The organism is Nonomuraea sp. NPDC005692 (assembly GCF_040631115.1).
GTDB lineage: Bacteria > Actinomycetota > Actinomycetes > Streptosporangiales > Streptosporangiaceae > Nonomuraea.
The window spans coordinates 327,490-348,413 of sequence record NZ_JBEXYU010000001.1 but is presented as its reverse complement, the minus strand read 5'-3'; the positions used below and the strand labels follow the sequence as shown (position 1 = coordinate 348,413).

Sequence of the window (20,924 nt, the reverse complement as noted above, 5' to 3'; positions counted from 1 at the left end):
GGCGGGCGGGCTGTTGACGCTGCCGGGCGGACGATCTAGCTTTCGCTTAGGAAAGTTTCCTAAAAGTTAGGCCACGTTCACCCCCCGAACCCAGGAGACTCCGTATGAGCCTTCGTCGTCCTCTCGTCGCCCTGGCCGGATCGGCGGTGATGTGCCTGGCGGCGGCGGGCCTCGCGCCGTCGCCCGCCCTGGCCGCGCCCACCGACTGCACCGCCTGGGTCAGCGGCGGCTACGCCTACAGCAGCTGCACCTCCGGCACCGGCCAGCACGCCGTCGGAGTGGAGCAGTCGCACCCGTACGCCGGGCCGATCGTCCTCACCGGCGGCTGGACGGCCGTCGGCGGAGTCTCCTCGGTACGGCTCACGCCCTGGCCGGTCAAGCGCGTCTGGGTGAACAGGACGGGCTGACGGATCCGGGCCCGGCCGGGAGGGGACCCCGGCCGGGCCCACCCGCGAGTTGCCGCACCATCTCCGCGCGAACCGTTGACTAAGGGCACAGGTCGGGTCATAAGGTGCGGGGATGGGTGCGTATGACGTCGTCGTGGCAGGTGGCGGGCACAACGGGCTGGTCGCGGCCGCCTACCTCGCCGGAGCCGGCCGCCGGGTCCTGGTGCTGGAGCGCCTCGGGCACGTCGGCGGCCTGGCGATCTCCACGCGGGCCTTCCCGGGCGTGGACGTCCGCCTGTCCCGCTACTCCTACCTGGTGAGCCTGCTGCCCACCCGGATCGTCCGCGACCTCGGTCTCGACCTCGACCTGCGCCGCCGCCGGTACGCCTCCTACACCCCCAAGGGCGACACCGGCCTGCTCGTCGACAACGAGGACGAGGCCCGCACCGCCGCCTCCTTCCGCGCCGTCACCGGCGGTGAGCACGACCACCGCGCCTGGCGCGACTTCTACGCCATGACGGCGGACGTGGCTCGCGCCCTTGCCCCCACGCTGCTCGAACCCCTGCGCACCCCCGCGGAGATCGAGCGCCTGGTCGGCCCGGAGGCCTGGCGCGACCTGTTCGCCCGGCCCGTCGGGCAGGCCGTGGACGAGCGGTTCGCCGACGACACCGTGCGCGGCGTCGTGCTCACCGACGCGCTGATCGGCACGTTCGCCGACCCGTCCGCCGACCGGCTGGCCAACAAGTGCTTCCTCTACCACGTGATCGGCGACGGCACCGGCGAGTGGAACGTCCCGGTGGGCGGCATGGGCGCGGTCTCCGGCGCGCTGGAGCGGGCGGCCCGGCGGGCCGGGGCCGAGATCAGGACCGGCGCCGAGATCGTCGGCATCTCGCCGTCGGGCGAGGTCACGTACGTCGCCGAGGACGGCGAGCACACCGTGGACGGCCGCCACGTGCTGGTCAACCTGCCCCCGGCGGTGCTGGACCGGGTGCTCGGCGGGCCCGCGACCGTGCCGGAGGGCGCGCAGCTCAAGGTCAACATGGTGCTCGCCCGGCTGCCCAGGCTGAAGGACCCCGCGGCCGACCCCCGGGCCGCCTTCAGCGGCACTTTCCACATCAACGAGGGACGCGACCAGCTCGCGAAGGCGTACGAGCAGGCGGCGCGAGGGGAGATCCCGGAATCGCCGCCCGCGGAGGTCTACTGCCATTCCCTGACGGACCCGTCCATTCTGGGACCGGAACTGCGGGGGAAGGCCGAGACGATGACCCTGTTCGGCCTCCACATGCCCGCCCGACTTTTCCGGGAAAATCCAGAAAAAGCGCGTGAGGATGCGCTGCGGGCCACGTTCGCCTCCATGAACGCGGTGCTCGCCGAACCCATCGAGGACTGCCTGCTCCGCGCCCCCGACGGCACCCCGTGCGTCGAGGCCAAGACCCCCGTCGACCTGGAGAGGGACGCGGGACTGCCGGGCGGTCACATCTTCCACGCCGACCTGAGCTGGCCGTACGCGGAAGAAGGGGGATGGGGCGTCGAGACCGGGCACGAACGCATCCTGCTGTGCGGCGCCGCGGCCCGCAGGGGCGGCGGCGTGAGCGGGATCGGCGGCCACAACGCGGCCATGGCGCTGCTGCGGCCCTGAACCGAGCCGGAAAGACCGCCGTTCCCCCGCGGCGATTTCTCAGGACACATCGGTGAACCCGTTCATCGTGTTCTCATAGTGGGCTCATATCTTGTGACACATGAGTGAGCCCGCACGGTTGCTGGTGGTGGACGACGAGCCCGCGTTGCGCGAGGCGCTGCAGTCGAGCCTGGAGTTCGAGGGCTACCGGGTCGGCACCGCCAACGACGGCCAGGCGGCGCTGGAGGCGCTGGCCGCGGAGTCCTACGACGCGGTGCTGCTCGACGTGATGATGCCGCGGCTCGACGGGCTCACCGCCTGCCGGCGGCTGCGGGCCCAGGGCAACCACATCCCCGTGCTCATGCTCACCGCCCGCGACGCCGTCGGCGACCGGGTGTCCGGGCTCGACGCGGGGGCCGACGACTACCTGGTCAAGCCGTTCGAGCTGGACGAGCTGCTGGCCCGGGTGCGCGCGTTGCTGCGCCGCGGCGCGCTCAGCACGGGCGCCGCCGACGGCGGCACGCTCTCCTACGGCGACCTGCGCATGGACCCGGCCACCAGGGAGGTCACCCGCGGCGACCGCGGGCTCGACCTGACCAGGACCGAGTACCTGCTGATGGAGCTGTTCCTGGCCCACCCCCGCCAGGTCCTGACCCGCGACCAGATCCTCAACGAGGTGTGGGGCTTCGACTTCGAGCCGACCTCCAACTCCCTCGACGTGTACGTCATGTACCTGCGCCGCAAGACCGAGGCCGGGGGAGAGCCCCGGGTGATCCACACGGTCCGCGGAGTGGGGTACGTCCTACGGGCCACCCCGTGATCCGCAACAGCCTGCGCACGCGGCTGACGCTGCTGGTCGCGGCCGCCGTCGCGATCGCGATCGCGGTGTGCGCCGGGCTGTCCTGGTTCATCGTGCAGAACCAGGTCATCAGGCAGCTCGACCAGACCATTCTGGAGCCCGAGGGCAAGGGCGACGAGCGGTTCCTCCAGGAGAACTGCACGCCGGAGGGCTCCTCCGACTACCACGACATGGCGACGCTGCTGTTCGCCGACGGCAGGACCTGCTCGCTCGGCTCGCCGATCGTGCCGGCGGAGGAGGACAAGAAGGCGATACCCGGACGCGGCGAGCCGGTCTACCGCAACGGCGTGACGCGCGACGGCAACGAGGTGCGCGTCGTGACCCTGAACTTCGCGCCCGGCGTGGCCGTCCTGGAGGCGCGGCCGCTCTACCACATCAAGCTGACGCTGCGTAACACCGCGCTCGCGCTCGCCGCCGTCGCGGCCGTGGGCGTGATCGGCGCCGCACTGGCGGGACGGGCCATCTCCCGTACCGCCCTGCGCCCCGTGGGCCGGCTGACCAGGGCGGCCGAGCACATCGCCGAGACCGAGGATCTCAACACCCGCATCCCCGTCCAGGGCAACGACGAGATCGCCCGGCTCAGCTCCTCCTTCAACGCCATGACCGCCGCCCTGGCCGGCTCCCGCGAACGCCAGCAGCAGCTCGTCGCCGACGCCGGTCACGAGCTGCGCACCCCGCTCACCACCCTGCGCACCAACATCGACCTGCTGCTGCGCAGCGAGCAGACCGGCAGGCAGCTCGACCCGGGCGCCAAGGAACGCCTGCTGGTCAACGTCAAGGCGCAGTTCGCGGAGCTGTCCACGCTGGTCGGCGACCTGCTCCAGCTCGCCAGGGGCGACACCGACCACGAGCCGCACGTCGAGCTGGCCCTGCACGACGTCGTCACGGCCGCCGCGGAACGCGCCCGGCTGCGCGGCGCCGACGTGCGCACCGACCTGCACCCCTGGTACGTCGTCGGCAGCCCTGCCTCGCTCGAACGCGCCGTGCTCAACCTCATCGACAACGCCCGCAAGTTCAGCCCCGAGGGCCAGGTCGAGGTCTCGCTCAAGGACGGCCGGCTGACGGTCCGCGACCACGGCCCCGGCATCCCCGAGGAGGAGCTGCCGCACGTCTTCGAGCGCTTCTGGCGCTCGCCCTCGGCCCGCGGCCTGCCCGGCTCCGGGCTGGGCCTGGCGATCGTGGCGCAGGCCGTGTCCGAGACCGGCGGCAAGGTACGGCTGTCCAACGCGCCCGGCGGCGGCGCGATCGCGACGATCGATCTTCCCGGAACTCTCACTCGTCACTCACAATCGGATAAGTCCTCTCAAAGACCCGAATCGTGAGCTGGCTGCATGGAGACAACAGCGGTAAGGACGCGCCTCGTAGAGGTGGTCGTCCCGGTCCACAATGAGCAGCGGGCGCTGCGCGAGAGCGTCGCCCGGCTGCACGACTACCTCGCCACGACGTTCCCGTACGGCTTCCGCATCACCGTCGCCGACAACGCCAGCACCGACGACACCTGGCGGCTGGCCACCGAGCTGGCCCGTGAGCTGCCGCAGGTACGGGCCGTGCACCTCGACGAGAAGGGCCGCGGCCGGGCCCTGCGCCAGGTCTGGTCCACGAGCGAGGCCGACGTCGTCAGCTACATGGACGTCGACCTGTCCACCGACCTGGACGCCTTCCTCCCGCTGGTCGCCCCCCTGCTGTCGGGCCACAGCGACCTGGCCATCGGCACCCGCCTGGCCAGGGCCTCGCGGGTGGAGCGCGGGCCCAAGCGCGAGTTCATCTCCCGCTCGTACAACCTGCTGCTGCGCTCGGTGATGGGCGCCGGGTTCTCCGACGCGCAGTGCGGGTTCAAGGCCGTGCGCACGGAGATCGCGCAGGCGCTGCTGCCCGCCGTCGAGGACGAGCAGTGGTTCTTCGATACCGAGCTGCTGCTGCTGGCCGAGCGGCACGGCCTGCGCATCCACGAGGTCCCCGTCGACTGGGTGGACGACCCCGACAGCCGCGTGGACATCCTGCGGACCGCCCTCGACGACCTGCGCGGGCTGGCCAGGGTGGCCCGCAAGACCCTGTCGGGCGCGGCGCGCCTGCCGATGCCCGCCCGGGTGCGGCGGGCCGAGCTGCCGAAGGGGATGGCCAGGCAGCTGCCCAGGTTCGCGATCGTGGGCGTGGTCAGCACGCTGGCCTACCTGGCGCTGTTCTCGATGTCGCGGCAGGTCGTCCCCGCCCAGCTCGCCAACGCGGTCGCGCTGCTGGTCACGGCCGTGGCCAACACGGCGGCCAACCGCCGATTCACGTTCGGGGTCAAGGGCTCGGGCGGGGCGCTGCGCGACCAGTTCGAAGGCATGATCGCGTTCCTGGTGGGGTTGTCGCTGACGTCGGGGAGCCTCGCGCTGCTGCCCGGCGGGGTCTCGCACGGGGTGGAACTGGTGGCGGTCATCGCGGCCAACGCGGCGGCCACCCTCGTCCGGTTCCTGCTGCTGCGCGTGTGGGTGTTCAACCCCAGGCGCAGGAGCGGGCGGTGACCGCCGTCGCCGCGCCCGCCCGCGTCCGCGCGCTGACCGGTGCCGTGGGCGACCCGCGCTGGTCGCGGCCCGCGATGTGGACGGTGCTGGCCGCCGCCTTCGTCCTGTACGCCTGGGCGCTCAGCGGGGACGCCAACGAGTACTACGCCGCCGCCGTCCTGTCGGGCACGCGGAGCTGGAAGGCGTTCTTCTTCGGCGCGATCGACGCCGGGTCCTTCATCACGGTGGACAAGCCGCCGCTGGCGCTGTGGGTCATGGGGCTGTCGGCGCGGATCTTCGGCTACGGCACGTACAGCATGCTGATGCCGCAGGTCCTCGCCGGCGTGGCGGCCGTCGGGGCGGTGTACTCGGCGGTCCGCAGGTCCTTCGGGCGCACCCGTCAGGGGCACGTCGCGGCGCTGGTCGCGGCCGTGGTCATGACGCTCACCCCGATCACGGTGGCCATCAACCGGGACAACAACCCCGACACCGTGCTCGTGCTGCTGCTGGTGCTGGCGGCCTGGTTCTGCCTGGAGTCGCTGCGCACGGCCCGGCTGCGGCCGCTGCTGCTCGCCGCGCTGTTCGTGGGGCTCGGGTTCAACGCCAAGATGTTGCAGGCGTACCTGGTGGTGCCGGCGTTCGGGGTGGCGTACCTGGTGTGCGCCCGCCACGGCCTGGCCCGGCGGGTGGGGCACCTGCTGGCCGCCGGGGGCGTGCTGGTCGTGTCCAGCGCCTGGTGGATGGTGGTCGTCGACCTCTGGCCCGCCGCCTCGCGGCCCTACGTCGGCGGCTCGACCGACAACACGGTCCGGGACCTGGTGATCGGCTACAACGGGCTCGGCCGGATCTTCGGCCAGGACCGGGCCGGCGGCGGGTTCGGCGGCGCGAACTTCGGCGGGCAGGCCGGGGCCGGGCGGCTGTTCAACGACGTCCTGGCCGGGCAGATCTCCTGGCTGCTGCCGTTCTGCGCGGTGGCGCTGGCCTTCGCCGTGCTGCTGCGGGTGCGCGGGACCCCCTTCGACGGGGCCGCCTGGCTGCTGTGGGGCGGCTGGCTGGTCGTGCACTACGCCGTGTTCAGCTTCTCCAGTGGCACGTTCCACCCCTACTACACGACCGCGATGGCGCCCGCCGTGGCCGCGCTGACCGGCATGGGGGCTAGCGTGATGTGGCAGGCGTACCGCAGGTCGCGGGGCTGGGCGTGGGCGCTGCCCGCGGCGGTCGCGGTGACCGGCGGGTGGGCGTTCGTGGTGCTGCGCCGTACGCCGGAGTGGCTGCCGTGGCTGGCCTGGGTCGTGCTCGGGGCGACCGCAGTGGCCGTGGCGGCGCTCGTGACAGGGCTCGTGACAGGGTCCGTGGCAGGGTCCGTGGCAGGGTCCGCGACAGGGCTCGGGACGGCCAGGGGGCGCATGGCGGGCCGGGTGACCGTCGTGGCGTTGGTGGCCGCTCTGGTCGCGGGGCTCGCCGGTCCGGCGGCCTACGCCGTCTCACCGCTGGGGGCGCGGGTGAACGGGACCAACCCCACGGCGGGCCCGTCCACGGGCCGTACGGGCGGCCCCGGCGGCTCCGGCGGCCCGCCACCGGTCGGCGAGTTCCCCGGCGGCCGTACGGGCGACCTGCCGGGCGCGGAGCCGCCTCAGGGGCAGCCGGACGGCGAGCCGCCTCAGGGGCAGCCGGGCGCCCGGGGCCGCGGTCTCATGGGCGGCGGCGTGGCCGGCTCGACGGTGCAGTACCTGGTCGCCAACCAGGGCTGGGCGACGTGGCTGGTGGCCGTGGGCAGCGCCCAGCAGGCGTCCTCGATCATCCTGGCCACCCGCCGCCCGGTGATCGCCATGGGCGGCTTCACCGGCTCCGACCCCGCCATGACCGTGCCCCGCCTCCGGGAGCTCCTCTCCTCGGGACGGCTCAGGTACGTGCTGCCCGGCGGCCGGGGCGGCCCCGGCGGCGGCGACACCGAGGTGACCGCCTGGGTCACCGCCAATTGCGCGGCCGTGGACGGCCACACCGGCCTGTACGACTGCGCCGGCTGACGAGCAGACGGGAGAAAGACGGAACCGACGGCGGCCGCGGGGCCCGTCCCCGCGGCGCGCTATAGGCTGATCGGGTGGCGAGTACGACCCGGGCCGATCAGGCCGACCAGCGCAGAGCAGAGCTTCTCGAGGCCACCCGCAGAGTGGTGCTCGAACGCGGCCTGGCCAACACGCGCATCGCCGACATCGCCAAGTCCATCAACGTCAGCGGCGGCCTGATCCACTACCACTTCGCGACCAAGGACGAGCTGATCACCGCCATGCTGCGGGCCACGCTCGACATCGAGAGCGCCCGGCTCAAGGAGCTGGCCGACGGCCCCGGCACGGCGGTGGAGCGCCTCGACCGGGTGCTGCGCTACTACATCCCCGAGTCGCGCTCCGACCAGAGCTGGCTGCTCTGGATCGACGCCTGGAACACCGCGCTGCGCGAGCCCGCGGTCAACGCGATCATGCTGGAGCTGGAGACGGCCTGGCTCGACGCGCTGGCCCAGGTGTTGTCGGCCGGCACCGACGCGGGGGAGTTCGCCTGCGCCGATCCGGCGGGCGCGGCCGAGCGCATCGACGCCATGCTCGACGGCCTGATCATCCGCTACACCCTGCATCCCAACGTGCTCGACAGGGCGCGGCTGCTGGCCCACGCGCGCACGGCCGCCGCCGGGGAGGCCGGCATCGCGGTGGAGCGGTTCGGCTGACTCAGGCGGGCAGGGCGGCCAGCAGGAAGGCCAGGCGGGCCGCCGCCGACTCGACGTCCTCGGCGGTGCCGAGGCGGTAGCCCCACGACGTGATGTACGCGCCGTCGTCGGAGCAGGTCACCGTCTCGGCCAGGGTGGCGGAGAACCGGTTGCGCACCGACACGTACGCCGGGTCGCTGGCCAGCGCGACATTCTGCACCGAAAGATCGGCGTGACGGCCCGCGTGCCACGCGAACCGCTCAAGGCAGAGCGCGGTATCAAGCATCATGCGTCACCTCCGCAACGTCTCGCGACAGAATTGCACGATCTTGCTGCGGGTGGCAAGCAATTGCTGAGGTTAATGTGGAGTTTGTTGCAGGTATTCGCGAAGAATGCGGATGATGACTTCTCGCCCCGGCTCGCCGAACTCCGCCACCTTGGCGTAGTCGTCGAAGGCCCGCACGTAGAAGGCGATGTCGTCGGGGTCGCGCAGCACGAGGTCCTTGGTCATCGTGGCGACGCCCACCATGGCCTCGTTGTAGATCCAGAACCCGTTGATCGGCGCGGACGGCAGCTCGGTGCCGAAGGGGATCACCCCGAACTCCACGTTGGGCAGCGTGCTGACGGCCAGCAGCCGGTCGAGCTGGCCGCGCATGACGTCGGCGGGGGCCAGCGCGCTGCGCAGCGCCGACTCCGGCACCACGAACCGGAACGTGCGCGTGCGGTCGTAGAGGATCTCCTGGCGCTGCATGCGCACGCGGACGGCCGCGTCGATCTGGTCGGCCGCGCTGTAGAGGCGCTTGACCTTGCGGAACACGTGCCGGGCGTACTCGGAGGTCTGCAGCAGGCCGACGACGATGCCGGGCTCGAAGACGCGGAACAGCTTGGTGCGCGCCTCCAGGTCGCGGATGTCCTCCTGGATGGCGGCCAGGCCGCTGCGGTGACGCTGCTTCCAGTCGTCGTGCCGCTCCAGCAGCGCGATGGCCTGCCTGATGAGCTCGTCGGTCGTGTCGGGCGCGGCCCCCACGGCCTGCGCCCACACGACCACGTCATCCTCGGTCGCCGTCTGCCTGGCGTTCTCCAGGCGGGAGACCTTGGACGGCTGCCAGCGCAGCCGCTCGGCCAGGTCTTTGCCCGACAGGTGGGCGGCCTCGCGCAGCTGGCGAAGCTGGCCGCCGAGGTCGATGCGCGCCTGCTGATAGGACGTCACGCGGCAAGAGGCTAGCTCCGCGGGCACCGATCATGCCAGGCCCAGCCGCGCAATCGTGATCAAGCGGTTGCCGACGGTGTCCCGTCGCTGGTGGGCCGGGCGCCGGCTGATCCGTCGGCCAGGACCCGGCGGGCGATCTCGGTGAGGAGCTCGCGGGGCACCTCGACGGCGGCCTCGCCGTCGAGCACGTCGCGGAGGTCCGCGAGCGCCTCGGGGTCGGTGACGTGAAGTCCCTGGACGACGATGGTGCCGCGATCGGTCTCGTACAGGGTGGGGCAGGCGCCCGCCTCCGAGGTGGAGCCGAGGAACCGCATGCGCATGACGATCCTTTCCCCGATGCCAGATGCAATTGCGCGCAATTGTACGCATCTGGGCGTCCGGCGTGATCCTTTTCCCGCATCGGGTTCAGCGCAACAAGCCTTCCATGATGTCGTGGGCGCGGGCGAAGAGACCGAGGGTGGTCGCGTGCAGCACGTCGCCGATGTCCCGGGGCGCCTTGCCGGCGAACGCCCGCGCGTGCGTGCCCTCCAGCACGATGCCGAGCTTGAAGCAGGCCAGCACCGCGTACCAGTCGATCGCCGACAGGTCGCGCTCCGACAGCGCCGCGTAGTACGCGACCAGCTCCCGTTCCGACGGCAGCCCCGGCACGTGCCCGTTGTTCACCGGCCAGGTGGCCAGCAGCCAGCCCAGGTCGAGCAGCGGGTCGCCGATCGTGCACATCTCCCAGTCGACGATCGCCGCCACTCGGGGCCCGTCGAGGGCGAACATCAGGTTGGCGAAGTGGTAGTCGCCGTGCATGATCCCCGGGACGAACGCGGCCGGCCGGTGGCGGGTCAGCCAGTCGGCGGTGGCGTCGAGGCCGGGGATGTCGGGGCCGGGGTAGCCGTCGAGCTCGCCGTAGGAGTCGAGCTCCTTCAGCCAGCGCGGCACCTGCCGGTCGAGGAAGCCCTCGGGGCGGCCGAACCCGGGCAGCACCGCCGGATCGACCCGGCCCAGCTCGGCCAGCGCGGCGGCGGCCTCCAGGCCCATCCGGTGCCGGATCGCCGCGTCGGAGGCGTGCGGCTCGGGCAGCCCGGTCGAGGGGTTGAACCCGGCCACCGGCTCCATCAGGTAGAACACCGGCTCCCGGGCGGTCTGCGCGGCCACCAGCCGCGGCGCCGGCACCGCCGTGCCGCTCAGCGCCGCCAGCAGCCGCGCCTCGCGCCGCAGCACCTCGTTGCTCCTGGCCCGCGCGTGCAGGGGCGGCCTGCGCAGCACGTACGGCCGGCCGCCGCGTTCGAGGCGGACCATGACGTTCTGGGTGCCGCCCGGGATCGGCGCGACCTCCGTGATCTCCCCGCCGGGCAGCCCTTCGGCGTCCATCCACGCGCCGAGGTCGTCGAGGTCGATGGCGCTGACGTCGATGTGGGTGGAGGTCATGGCCGCCCTTTGACAGAACGATATTCTGGAGGCTTCAACCTACGAGAGCCCCCGACGCCCGGTCAACCCAGGGCGCCGCCGTCGTCCCGCCGGTGGGCGTGGCCGCCGTCGGCGATGCTGACGCCGTCAGGCGGCGCAGCGTCATGGCGGACATCATCCCTCATTGGGGGAACATGGGTGGATGACGTGTGTTGTGGCAGTCGATGTGGGCGGGACAACCCTCAAGGGCGGATTGATCGCCCAGGACGGCGGCATCCTCTACCGGGAACGCCGTCCCACCCCCCGCACCGAGGGGCCGGAACGCGTGATCGCGGCGATCTCCGCCTTCGTCGCCGACCTGAGCGCGCCGCGGACCGTCGACGGCGCCCCGCTGCGCCCGGCGGCCGTGGGCCTGGCCGTGCCCGGCCTGGTCGCGTCCGGGCGGGCGGTCTTCTCGGCCGCGTTCGGCTGGCGGGACGTGCCCGCCGCGGCCTTCACCGGCGGGACGCTCCCCCTCTCCCTCGGCCACGACGTGCGCTCTGCCGGCGAGGCGGAGCTGGCGTACGGATCGGCCGCCCCCGACGCGCTGTACCTGCCCATCGGCACCGGCATCGCCGGAGCCGTCGTCCTGACCGGCTCCCTGTACGGCGGCGCCGCCGGCTGGGCCGGGCAGATCGGGCACATCCCGGTGCGCCCAGGCGGGCTCCCGTGCCCGTGCGGGCAGCGCGGCTGCCTGTCCGCCTACGCCTCGGCCGCCTCCGTCGCCGCCCGCGCCGGCGAGACCTCCGCCGAGGACGTCGTCCGCCGGGCCGCCGCCGGGGACGAGCCGGCCGCCCGCGTGTGGTCGGAGGCCGTGGAGGCGCTGGCGCTGGCCCTGGCCACGTACACGCTGGTGCTGGACCCCGCGGTGGTCGTCATCGGCGGCGGCCTGTCGCTGGCCGGGGACGCCCTGCTGACCCCGCTGCGCGCCCGGCTGGCCGCGCGGCTCGCCTTCCGCCCCGCGCCCGAGGTGCGGGTGTCGGCGCTCGGCGTGGACGCGGGCCTGCTAGGCGCCGGGCTGCTCGGCCTGCGGGCGCTGGGGGAGCAGGGCGGCGGGCACGTCGACCACCTGGGCGCGTAGCTCCTCGCCCAGGGCCTTGGCCTGCGGATCCATGCGCGGGCTGGCCGCCACGCCCCTGCCCAGCAGCCCGTGCACGACGAAGTTGAGCGCCCTGATGTTGGGCAGATCGTGCCGCTCGACGCGGTGGGCGGCCAGCTCCGGCAGCAGGGACGTGAGCCGGTCGGCGGTGAGGGTGGCCGCCAGCCAGGCGTACTGCTCGTCGGTCGCGGCCCAGACGCCGAGGTTGGCGTCGCCGCCCTTGTCGCCGGAGCGCGCCCCCGCCACCCGGCCCAGGGGCACGCGTACGGCAGGCCCGGCGGGCGGCGCCGGAACCGGCGGTCCGGTCGGCGGCGCGGGCGGCGCGGGCGGCTCGGGCGGCTCGGGGGCATGCCCGCCCGCGGGGACCGGAGGCTCCTCCTGGGCGGGCAGCTCCACGCCGTCCAGGAAGACCCGCGGGCGCACCTGCGAGGCCGGCACCAGGACCGGCCAGTACACCCCGTACGGGGAGGCGTCGCCGGGCGGGGTGAGGCCGTGGAAGCCCGGGTAGCTGGACAGGCCCGTCTCCACGACGGCCGAGGAGAAGACCCGGCCCGCCGTGCGCCGGTCGGCGTCCATGACGGTGATCCGCAGCAGGCCCGCGTCCGTCAGCGTCACGTCCACCTGGTCGAAGGTCTCGCGCGGCACCCGCGCCCAGACGGCCTCCTCGGCGACCCGCGCCTTGGCCTCGACGTCCAGGCCGGTCAGGACGAGCGTCATCGTGTTGCGGTAGCCGGCCGGGTAGTTGACGGCGACCTTGAGCGTGTCCGGCGGCGGCTCGCCCCGCGTGCCGGAGATCAGCACCCGGTCGGGGCCGTCGTCCGAGAGCGTGATCGTGTCGAACCTGGCCACCACGTCGGGGCCCAGGTAGCGAGGGCCGCCCAGCTCGTAGACGAGCTGCGCGGTGACCGTGCCGACCGAGACCAGGCCGCCCGTGCCCGGATGCTTGGTGATCACGGCCGAGCCGTCGGCGCGCAGCTCGGCGATGGGGAAGCCGCAGTGGGCCAGGTCGGGCACGTCCTGGAAGAAGGCGTAGTTGCCGCCCGTGGCCTGGCAGCCGCACTCGATGACGTGGCCCGCGACGACCGAGCCGGCCAGCGGGTCGAGGTCGCCGGGGCCCCACCCGTACCGCCAGATGCCGGGGCCGGTGACCAGGGCGGCGTCCGTCACGCGGCCGGTCACCACGACGTCCGCGCCCGCCGTCAGCGCGGCGGCGATGGGACGGCCGCCGAGGTAGGCGTTGGCGGTCAGCGGCGCGGCCGGCGCGCGCTCGCCGGTGTCGGCGTGGACCAGGTCGAGCGGGCGGCCCATGAGGTCGTCGCCGGTCACGTGGGCGACCTTGGGGGACAGGCCCAGCCGGGCGGCCAGCTCGTGCACGGCCTCGGCGCACCCGGCCGGATCGAGGCCGCCCGCGTTCGTCACGATTTTGATGCCGCGGTCGAGGCACGGGCCGAGCACGTCCTCGAGCTGGCGCAGGAACGTGGGGGCGTAGCCGGGGCGGCCCTTGAGCCGGTTGCCGGCCAGGATGAGCATGGTCAGCTCGGCCAGCCAGTCGCCGGTGAGCACGTCGATCGGGCCGCCCTCGACCATCTCCCTGGCCGCCGAGAGCCGGTCGCCGTAGAAACCGCTGCAGTTCGCGACGCGCAGCGCCATCACGGCACCCACTTGGGCGGGCGCTTGTCCATGAACGCCGCGATGCCCTCCTGCCCCTCGGCCGAGGTGAACCGCTCGGCCGACAGCTCGCTCATCCGCCGCAGGCCCTCCTCGAACGACACCGCCGGGACCTCCCGCACCAGCCGCTTGGTGATGGCCAGCGCCTCGGGGCCGCCCCTGGCCAGCATCCCCGCGTAGTGGTGCACGGTCGCGTCGAGCTCGTCCTGCGGGACGGCCCTGGTCAGCAGGCCGATGCGGGCCGCCGTGGCGGCGTCGAACACCTCGCCGGTCAGGAAGTACTCGGCCGCCGCCCGCGGGTCGAGCCTGCGCAGCACGGGCACCGAGATCATGGCGGGCACCACCCCGAGCCGCACCTCGGTGAACGCGAACGACGCCGTGTCCGGCGCGATCGCGAAGTCGCACGCGGCGACCAGGCCGAGCCCGCCCGCGCGGGCCGTGCCGTTCAGGCGGCAGATCACCGGTTTCGGGCTCTCCCAGAGCAGCGTCATGATCTCCGGGAAGGACGCCGTCACCGGCGCGTCCGCGTCGCCGCGCTGCTCCTTCAGGTCGGCGCCCGAGCAGAACACCGGGCCCGTGCCGGTCAGCACGATCACCCGGGCCCCCGGCTCGGCCAGCGCCCAGCGCAGGTGCTCGGCCAGCTCGGCCAGCAGCCGCCTGGACAACGCGTTGCGGTTGGCCGGCGAGTCGAGCGTGACGGTGGCCACGCCCTCCGCCAGCTCCCTGTGCACCAGGCTCGTCATGTGGTCTCCTCCTGGATGATCGCCAGCACGGCCCCGGCTTCGACCTGCTGTCCCTTCTCGACGCGTACGTCCGACACCACGCCGCCCGCCGGGGCGGCGATGCGATGCTCCATCTTCATCGCCTCCAGCACCAGGACCGGCTGGCCGCGGGCCACCGTGTCGCCCTCGGCCACCTCGACCCGCAGCACGCTGCCCGGCATGGGCGCGAGCAGGGAGCCGGGGGCGACGTGCTCGACCGGCTCGGGCAGGCGCGGCACCGGCGTCAGCACGGCCGCGCCCATGGCGGAGTCGACGTAGACGCGCTCGTCGCCGTCGTACCGGGCGACCTGGAACGTCCGCCGCAGGCCGTCGCGTTCCAGGACCACCGCCTCCGGCCGCGCGGAGACCACCCGGACGCCCGCGGGCAGCGGGTCGTAGACGACGTCGGCCTCCTCGAAGCGGGCGCGGGCGGGCTGCGAGCGCACGTTGCGCCAGCCGGCGGGCAGCCCGGCCAGGACGGAGGCGTCGCGCCGGTGCGCGGCGGCCATGGCGAGCGCGGCGGCCAGCGCCGGCAGGCCGCTGTCGCCGGAAGGCGGGGACGACGGCGGCGACAGCGGGCCGCCGGGGGAGAGGAAGGCGGTGTTCGTCTCGCCCGCCAGGAAGGCCGGGCTGGTCACGACGTCCAGCAGCAGGTCGCGGTTGGTGGTGAGGCCGTGCAGCCGGGCCCCGCGCAGGGACGCGGCCAGCTTCCGCGCCGCCTCCGCCCGCGTCGCGCCGTACGCGACGATCTTGGCCAGCATCGCGTCGTAGTGCGGCGACACCCGCGACCCGGACTCGACGCCCGAGTCGACCCGGACGTCCCCCGGCACCTCGAACCGGCGCAGCACGCCCGTCTGCGGCACGTAGGCGGCGTCCTCGGCGTACAGCCGCGCCTCGATCGCGTGGCCGCGCGGCGCGGGCGGCCCGGGCGGCAGCGCCGCGCCCTCGGCCACCTCCAGCTGCAGCCGGACGAGGTCGACGCCGAACACCAGCTCGGTGACCGGATGCTCGACCTGGAGCCGGGTGTTCATCTCCAGGAACGCCACCCGCTCGCCCTTGACCAGGAACTCCACCGTGCCGGCCCCGACGTAGCCGATCCGCCGGGCCGCGCGCACGGCCGCCGCGCACAGCAGCTCGCGGGTGCGCTCCGAGATCCCCGGCGACGGGCACTCCTCGACGACCTTCTGATGCCTGCGCTGGACGCTGCACTCCCGCTCGCCCAACGCCCACACCGTGCCGTGCCCGTCGGCCAGCACCTGCACCTCGACGTGCCGGGCGGCCTCCAGCAGCGGCTCGGCGAACACGGCGCCGTCGCCGAAGGCCGCCTCGGCCTCCCGCCGCGCCGACTCCACCTCGGCGGCCAGGTCACCGGCGTGCCTGACGATCCGCATCCCGCGCCCGCCCCCGCCCGCGGACGCCTTCACCAGCAGCGGGAACTCGCCCGGCGCGGCCAGGTCGAGCGAGGGCAGCACCGGCACCCCGGCCTCGGCCATCAGCCGCTTCGCCGCGACCTTCGACCCCATCGCCTCGATCGCCTCGGGCGGCGGCCCCACCCACGTGAGCCCGGCGTCCAGCACGGCCCGCGCGAACGCGGCGTTCTCCGACAGGAACCCGTAGCCGGGGTGCACCGCGTCGGCGCCCGAGGCCCGGCACGCCTCGACGATCCGCTCCACCGCCAGGTAGGTCTCGGCCGGATGGGAGCCCGGCAGGCGGACGGCGAGGTCGGCCTCGCGGGCGTGCGGCGCGCCTGAGTCGGCGTCGGAGAAGACGGCGACCGTGGAGACGCCGAGCGAACGGCAGGTGCGGAAGACCCGGCGGGCGATCTCGCCCCGGTTGGCCACGAGCAGACGGGTGATCACGGGCGGAACACCCCGAACCCCGCCGCGGGCGGCACCGGCGCGCTGTTGATCGCCGACAGGCACATCCCCAGCACCGTACGGGTGTCGCGCGGGTCGATCACCCCGTCGTCGTAGAGCCGCCCCGACAGGAAGAACGGCAACGACTCCGCCTCGATCTGGGACTCCACCATGGCACGCATCGCCGCGTCGGCCTCCTCGTCGTAGACCTGCCCCCTGGCCTGCGCCGCGGCCCGCCCGACGATCGACAGCACCCCGGCGAGCTGGGCCGGGCCCATCACCGCCGACTTGGCGCTCGGCCAGCTGAACAGGAAACGGGGGTCGTAGGCGCGCCCGCACATGCCGTAGTTGCCGGCGCCGTAGGAGGCGCCCATGACGACGGTCAGGTGGGGCACGGTCGAGTTCGACACGGCGTTGATCATCATGGCGCCGTGCTTGATGATGCCGCCCTGCTCGTAGTCCTTGCCCACCATGTAGCCGGTGGTGTTCTGCAGGAACACCAGCGGCGTGCGCGACTGGTTCGCGAGCTGGATGAACTGGGTGGCCTTCTGCGACTCCTGGCTGAACAGCACCCCGCGCGCGTTGGCCAGCACCCCCACCGGGTAACCGTGGACCCGCGCCCAGCCGGTGACCAGCGAGGGGCCGTACAGGGGCTTGAACTCCTCGAACTCGCTGCCGTCCACCACGCGGGCGATCACCTCGCGCGGGTCGAAGGGGATCTTCAGGTCCTCCGGGACGATCCCCAGCAGCTCGTCGGCCGGGTAGGCGGGCTCGCGGGCGGGCAGCGGCGCCACGCCCTGCTTGCGCCAGTTGAGCGAGCGCACGATGGCGCGGCCGATGCGCAGCGCGTCGTGCTCGTCCTCGGCCAGGTAGTCGGCCAGGCCGCTGGTCCTGGCGTGCATCTCGGCGCCGCCCAGCGACTCGTCGTCGGACTCCTCGCCGGTGGCCATCTTCACCAGCGGCGGCCCGCCCAGGAACACCTTGGCGCGGTCGCGGACCATCACCACGTAGTCGCTCATGCCGGGCACGTACGCGCCGCCGGCCGTGGAGTTGCCGAAGACCAGCGCCACCGTCGGGACGCCCGCCGCTGACAGCCGCGTCAGGTCGCGGAAGATCCGGCCGCCCGGGATGAAGATCTCCTTCTGCGTCGGCAGGTCGGCGCCGCCGCTCTCGACCAGGTTGACGTACGGCAGCCGGTTGGCCAGCGCGATGTCGGCCGCGCGCAGCGACTTGCGCAGCGTCCACGGGTTGGACGCGCCGCCCCTGACCGTGGGGTCGTTCGCGGTGATCAGGCACTCGACGCCCTCGATCACCCCGATGCCGGTCACCATGCCCGCGCCCACCTGGAACTCGCTGCCCCAAGCGGCCAGCGGCGACAGCTCCAGGAACGGCGAGTCGGGGTCGATCAGCAGCTCGACGCGCTCCCTGGCGAGCAGCTTGCCGCGCCGGCGGTGGCGCTCGACGTACTTCTCGCCGCCGCCGGCCACCGCCTTGGCGTGCTCGGCGTCGAGCTCGGCCAGCTTGGCGAGCATGGCCGCGCGCCGGGCCAGATGCTCGGCGCCGTGCGGATCGAGCCGGCTCCTGATCACGGGGCCTCCTGTCGCGAAGTCGACGCGGGCGTCAGCCCGATGGCCCGCGCCCACAGCCGGGTCAGGTGGTCGACGGCGTCCTGCTCGCCGGCCCGCTCCCCGAGATCCAGCCACACGTGGGCGAAGTGCTCGACCATGCCGCCCAGCATGACGGCCGTCAGCCGCGGGTCGAGCGAGGGGTCGGCCAGGCCCTGCTCCTGCAGCCGGCGCAGCCCGTCGGCGCCGCGCCGGACGAACGCCTCGCGCAGCTCCAGCACCAGCCGCCCGAAGCGGGCGTCGGCGTCGGCGGCGTGCTCCACCATGCGGACCAGGCGCGAGTTGGCCGCCCAGGCCCGCAGGTAGAGGCGGTTGGCCGCCTCGATGCGGGCGTACGGGTCGCCGGAGGCGGCGTCGCCGACCGCGCTCGCCGCGAACATCTCGCCGACCACCGTCTGCGCCACCTCCCCGAACAGCGACTCCTTGGAGTCGAAGTACGTGTAGAAGGTGCCGTGGGAGACCCCGGCCCGCGCGCACACGTCGTCGATCCGCACGGCGTCATACCCGTGCTCCTCGAACGCCTCACGCCCGGCCGCGAGCAACGTGGCCCGGGTGCGCTTGCCGCGCAGGGTCAGGGACCTGACGATCACGTCAGTCACCGTAGCGAGCGGGACGCGCGGAAGGAAGGGGTCCCGCCGCGCGCCGTCACGTCAGGTGCAGTGGCTCCAGCCGGACTTCCAGCTCAGCGAGTTCCACGAACCGCCCCAGATCACGCACTTCTTCACGGCCGCCAGCCGGACCGGGCCCGCGTACGCGGTGAACTTGCCCGGGTTGCCGCCGCTCGCGCCGTCCTTGACCTGGAGGGTGGCGTTCATGGAGACCTTGCCGGGATAGACCAGCTTCGACATCGTGACCACGCAGTTCTTGCCCGCGCCGGTGTTGTAGAGCAGGTAGATCGTGGCCGAGGTGCCCAGCGCGTGCTTGTCGATCACCTTGTAGCCGGAGCCGCAGACGGTCACCACGTTGTAGGTGTTCGGCTTGGGCGAGGGCTTGGTCGCCGCCGGCCTCTTGGCCGGGACCTCCGTCGTAGGGCCGGAGGACGGGGAGACCGTCGGCTGCTCCTCGCCGTTGATCAGCCCGGTGGGCTTCTTCTTCTTGGTGGGGGTGGGCTTGGGGGTGGGGCTCTTGGTGGCCGGGTGGGGCGGCGGCACGGTCGTCACCGGGTTCGGGACCGTGATGACGGGGTCCTTGGTGTGCTTGACCTTCTTGGGCGGCTCGGCCTGGCCGATGTCCAGCGTGGGGACGGGCTCGCCGGTCTCCGCCGTGAGGATCGGGTCCGGGGTCACCTCGGCGACCGGCGGCTCGGGCTGCCCGGCGCCCTGTCCGTCGCCGGCGGGGTTCTGGGAGCCGTTGCCGGTGGTCGTAACGGCGACCTTGTCGCTGTTGGCCTGCACCACGACGGCGCCGGCCACCACCAGCAGCGCGGCGGCGGCCGCGCCGGAGAGGGCGAGCGTCAGCGTCCGCCGCTGCCTGTCCGGCGCTCCGCCGGACGCCTCGCCGGACGATCCGCCCTGCGGACCGCCGGGACCGCCGACCCTGGTCGCCCCCGCGTTCCCCGCCTGGGGGCCACCGGGGTGCCCCGCCTGACCGGGGTGCCCTGCCTGAGGAGCGCCCGGCATGCCGCCGTGCGGGTGCCCGTGCGGCACCGCGCCCTGCGCGCCCGGACCGCCCATCGCACCGGCCTGCGCGGCCGGACCGCCCATGCCGTTGGCCTGAGGAACGCCGGGAACGCCCTGAGGACCGCCGCTCTGGGGGCCGCCGGGAACGCCGCTCTGAGGACCACCGGGCGTGCCGCCGTGAGGCGCGCCGGGGGCGCCGCCGTGGGGGGCGCCCGTCTGGGGCCCGCCCGGCGTGTGCGGACCGCCGGGAACGCCGGCCTGCGGGACGCCAGGGGCTCCGGCCTGCGGGACGCCCGCGTGGGGGCCGCCCTGGGCGGCGCCGGGCATCGCGCCCGCGTGCGGGCCGCCTGGCGCGCCGGGGCCGGTCGGGCCGGTCGGGGCGCCCTGAGGGCCGCCCGCCGCACCCTGAGGGCCAGCCGCGCCCTGGGGGCCGCCCGCCGGTCCCTGCGGGACGCCGGGGGCGGGACGGTTGTCGGGGCCGGGCTGCCGGGGCACGGCGTTGGTGCCGGTGGGCTGGGTCCAGGGACCGGGGTAGGCGTCCTGCGCCGCGCCGGAGACCCCCGCGTGCGTCCCGCCGGTCGCCGGGCCGGCCTGGTGGGGCACGGCCGGGGTGGCGGTCGCGCCGGTGACCGGCTCGATGGCGGCCTTGGGAGCGGGCTGGCCCGTGAGCCGGACGATCAGCTCGTCGGCGCTCGGCCGCTGCGCCGGGTCCTTCGACAGGCACAGGCCCACCAGCGCGGCGAGCTCGCCCTCCATCCCGCCGAGCTGCGGCTCCTCGTTCAGGATGCGGTTCATCACCACGGGGATCGAGTCCGCCCCGAACGCGGGCTTGCCGGTGGCCGCGTACACCATCGTGACGCCCCACGCGAAGACGTCGGCGGCCTCGGACACGGCGGCCCCGCTGAGCTGCTCCGGCGCCAGGTACGACGGCGTCCCCATCGCCATCCCCGTGGCCGTCGCGCCGGGGGAGTCCAGCGCGCGGGCGATGCCGAAGTCGATCACGACCGGCCCCTCGGGGCCCATGAGCACGTTCGCGGGCTTGAAGTCGCGGTGCAGGATCCCGGCCCGGTGGATGGCCGCCAGCGCGGTGGCCGTGCTGATCGCGAGCCGTTCCAGCGCCGCGCCCCGCCGCGGGCCCTCGTTGATGACGAGCTCGCGCAGCGAGGGGCCGGGCACGTACTCGCTCACGATGTACGGGCGGCTCCCGTCCAGGTCGGCGTGGAGGACGGGCGCGGTGCAGAACCGGGCGACCCGCTGCGCCACCGCCACCTCGCGCAGGAACCTGGTCCGCGCGTCGGCGTCGGCCACGAGGGCGTTGTGCAGCAGCTTGACGGCGACCTGGTCACCTGAGTCACTCTTGCCCAGATAGACGACGCCTTGACCACCCTCGCCGAGCCGGGCGACGATGTCGTACGCCCCCAGCCGCCGCGGGTCGTCCGCCGCCAACGGCTGGAACTGATTCACGTCGGACCCCCATCACAACCAACAGATGGGGCAAAACGCTACCAGCGTGACATGTGGGGCGTCTGCCGGACCTCTAACTAACTTCCACCTTTTGACGGGACATGTCAGTGTTTCGTCGCAGGTCGTGTCCGTGCCGGA

Annotated in this window: 18 protein-coding genes; 8 read left to right on the top strand and 10 right to left on the bottom strand. The window is 73.7% G+C overall.

Going from position 1 to position 20,924, the window contains the following annotated elements:
- The first annotated feature begins 104 nt into the window (after positions 1 to 104).
- The 7 genes from ABZ459_RS01695 (at position 105) to ABZ459_RS01665 (ending at position 8,068) form a co-directional block, all read left to right on the top strand.
- Positions 105 to 407 carry a hypothetical protein gene (locus tag ABZ459_RS01695; RefSeq protein ID WP_357964583.1) on the top strand — a complete coding sequence of 101 codons (303 nt, stop codon included), beginning with the start codon at positions 105 to 107 and terminating at the stop codon, positions 405 to 407.
- Positions 408 to 519: 112 nt separating this feature from the next.
- Positions 520 to 2,025, top strand: a complete 1,506-nt coding sequence (locus tag ABZ459_RS01690; RefSeq protein WP_357964581.1) for an NAD(P)/FAD-dependent oxidoreductase — start codon at positions 520 to 522, stop codon at positions 2,023 to 2,025.
- 100 nt (positions 2,026 to 2,125) lie between these two features.
- Positions 2,126 to 2,824, top strand: a complete 699-nt coding sequence (locus ABZ459_RS01685) for a response regulator transcription factor (protein ID WP_357964579.1) — start codon at positions 2,126 to 2,128, stop codon at positions 2,822 to 2,824.
- A complete protein-coding gene (locus tag ABZ459_RS01680; protein ID WP_357964578.1) occupies positions 2,821 to 4,185 on the top strand; it encodes a HAMP domain-containing sensor histidine kinase in 1,365 nt (454 codons plus the stop codon). Before ABZ459_RS01685 ends, ABZ459_RS01680 begins: the two co-directional genes overlap by 4 nt.
- Before the next feature lie 9 nt (positions 4,186 to 4,194).
- Positions 4,195 to 5,370: a bifunctional glycosyltransferase family 2/GtrA family protein gene (locus ABZ459_RS01675; protein ID WP_357964576.1), complete on the top strand. Its 1,176-nt coding sequence runs from the start codon at positions 4,195 to 4,197 to the stop codon at positions 5,368 to 5,370.
- Complete coding sequence (locus tag ABZ459_RS01670) at positions 5,367 to 7,376, top strand: glycosyltransferase family 39 protein (RefSeq protein WP_357964574.1); 2,010 nt, start codon at positions 5,367 to 5,369, stop codon at positions 7,374 to 7,376. The genes ABZ459_RS01675 and ABZ459_RS01670 overlap by 4 nt, the downstream gene beginning before the upstream one ends.
- Before the next feature lie 74 nt (positions 7,377 to 7,450).
- Positions 7,451 to 8,068, top strand: a complete 618-nt coding sequence (locus ABZ459_RS01665; protein WP_357964572.1) for a TetR family transcriptional regulator C-terminal domain-containing protein — start codon at positions 7,451 to 7,453, stop codon at positions 8,066 to 8,068.
- Position 8,069: 1 nt separating this feature from the next.
- Here ABZ459_RS01665 and ABZ459_RS01660 read toward each other — a convergent pair whose 3' ends face one another.
- From ABZ459_RS01660 to ABZ459_RS01645, 4 genes are all read right to left on the bottom strand, one after another.
- A complete protein-coding gene (locus ABZ459_RS01660; RefSeq protein ID WP_352320256.1) occupies positions 8,070 to 8,336 on the bottom strand; it encodes a hypothetical protein in 267 nt (88 codons plus the stop codon).
- Between the two features lie 69 nt (positions 8,337 to 8,405).
- On the bottom strand, positions 8,406 to 9,257 hold the full coding sequence (locus tag ABZ459_RS01655; RefSeq protein WP_357964569.1) for a helix-turn-helix transcriptional regulator: 852 nt from the start codon (positions 9,255 to 9,257) through the stop codon (positions 8,406 to 8,408).
- A 59-nt stretch (positions 9,258 to 9,316) separates the two neighbouring features.
- Complete coding sequence (locus tag ABZ459_RS01650) at positions 9,317 to 9,577, bottom strand: hypothetical protein (protein ID WP_357964568.1); 261 nt, start codon at positions 9,575 to 9,577, stop codon at positions 9,317 to 9,319.
- Positions 9,578 to 9,662: 85 nt separating this feature from the next.
- Complete coding sequence (locus tag ABZ459_RS01645) at positions 9,663 to 10,676, bottom strand: phosphotransferase family protein (protein ID WP_357964567.1); 1,014 nt, start codon at positions 10,674 to 10,676, stop codon at positions 9,663 to 9,665.
- A gap of 193 nt (positions 10,677 to 10,869) precedes the next feature.
- Here ABZ459_RS01645 and ABZ459_RS01640 point away from each other — a divergent pair, with 193 nt between their 5' ends.
- A complete protein-coding gene (locus ABZ459_RS01640; protein WP_357964566.1) occupies positions 10,870 to 11,775 on the top strand; it encodes an ROK family protein in 906 nt (301 codons plus the stop codon).
- On the opposite strand, the gene ABZ459_RS01635 is transcribed toward ABZ459_RS01640, so the two are convergent.
- From ABZ459_RS01635 to ABZ459_RS01610, 6 genes are read right to left on the bottom strand one after another with little or no spacing between them, the layout of a single operon-like run.
- Complete coding sequence (locus ABZ459_RS01635) at positions 11,701 to 13,443, bottom strand: acyclic terpene utilization AtuA family protein (RefSeq protein WP_357964564.1); 1,743 nt, start codon at positions 13,441 to 13,443, stop codon at positions 11,701 to 11,703. The two genes, ABZ459_RS01640 and ABZ459_RS01635, sit on opposite strands and share 75 nt — an antisense overlap.
- Positions 13,443 to 14,204, bottom strand: a complete 762-nt coding sequence (locus tag ABZ459_RS01630; protein WP_357964562.1) for an enoyl-CoA hydratase-related protein — start codon at positions 14,202 to 14,204, stop codon at positions 13,443 to 13,445. Before ABZ459_RS01630 ends, ABZ459_RS01635 begins: the two co-directional genes overlap by 1 nt.
- Positions 14,201 to 16,081, bottom strand: a complete 1,881-nt coding sequence (locus ABZ459_RS01625; RefSeq protein WP_357964560.1) for a biotin carboxylase N-terminal domain-containing protein — start codon at positions 16,079 to 16,081, stop codon at positions 14,201 to 14,203. The genes ABZ459_RS01630 and ABZ459_RS01625 overlap by 4 nt, the downstream gene beginning before the upstream one ends.
- Positions 16,078 to 17,610, bottom strand: a complete 1,533-nt coding sequence (locus ABZ459_RS01620) for an acyl-CoA carboxylase subunit beta (RefSeq protein ID WP_357965844.1) — start codon at positions 17,608 to 17,610, stop codon at positions 16,078 to 16,080. Before ABZ459_RS01620 ends, ABZ459_RS01625 begins: the two co-directional genes overlap by 4 nt.
- A 53-nt stretch (positions 17,611 to 17,663) precedes the next feature.
- Entirely contained in the window at positions 17,664 to 18,293 is a 630-nt protein-coding gene (locus tag ABZ459_RS01615; RefSeq protein WP_357964558.1) for a TetR/AcrR family transcriptional regulator, read from the bottom strand.
- 60 nt (positions 18,294 to 18,353) lie between these two features.
- On the bottom strand, positions 18,354 to 20,786 hold the full coding sequence (locus tag ABZ459_RS01610; RefSeq protein ID WP_357964556.1) for a serine/threonine-protein kinase: 2,433 nt from the start codon (positions 20,784 to 20,786) through the stop codon (positions 18,354 to 18,356).
- Between the last annotated feature and the right edge of the window lie 138 nt (positions 20,787 to 20,924).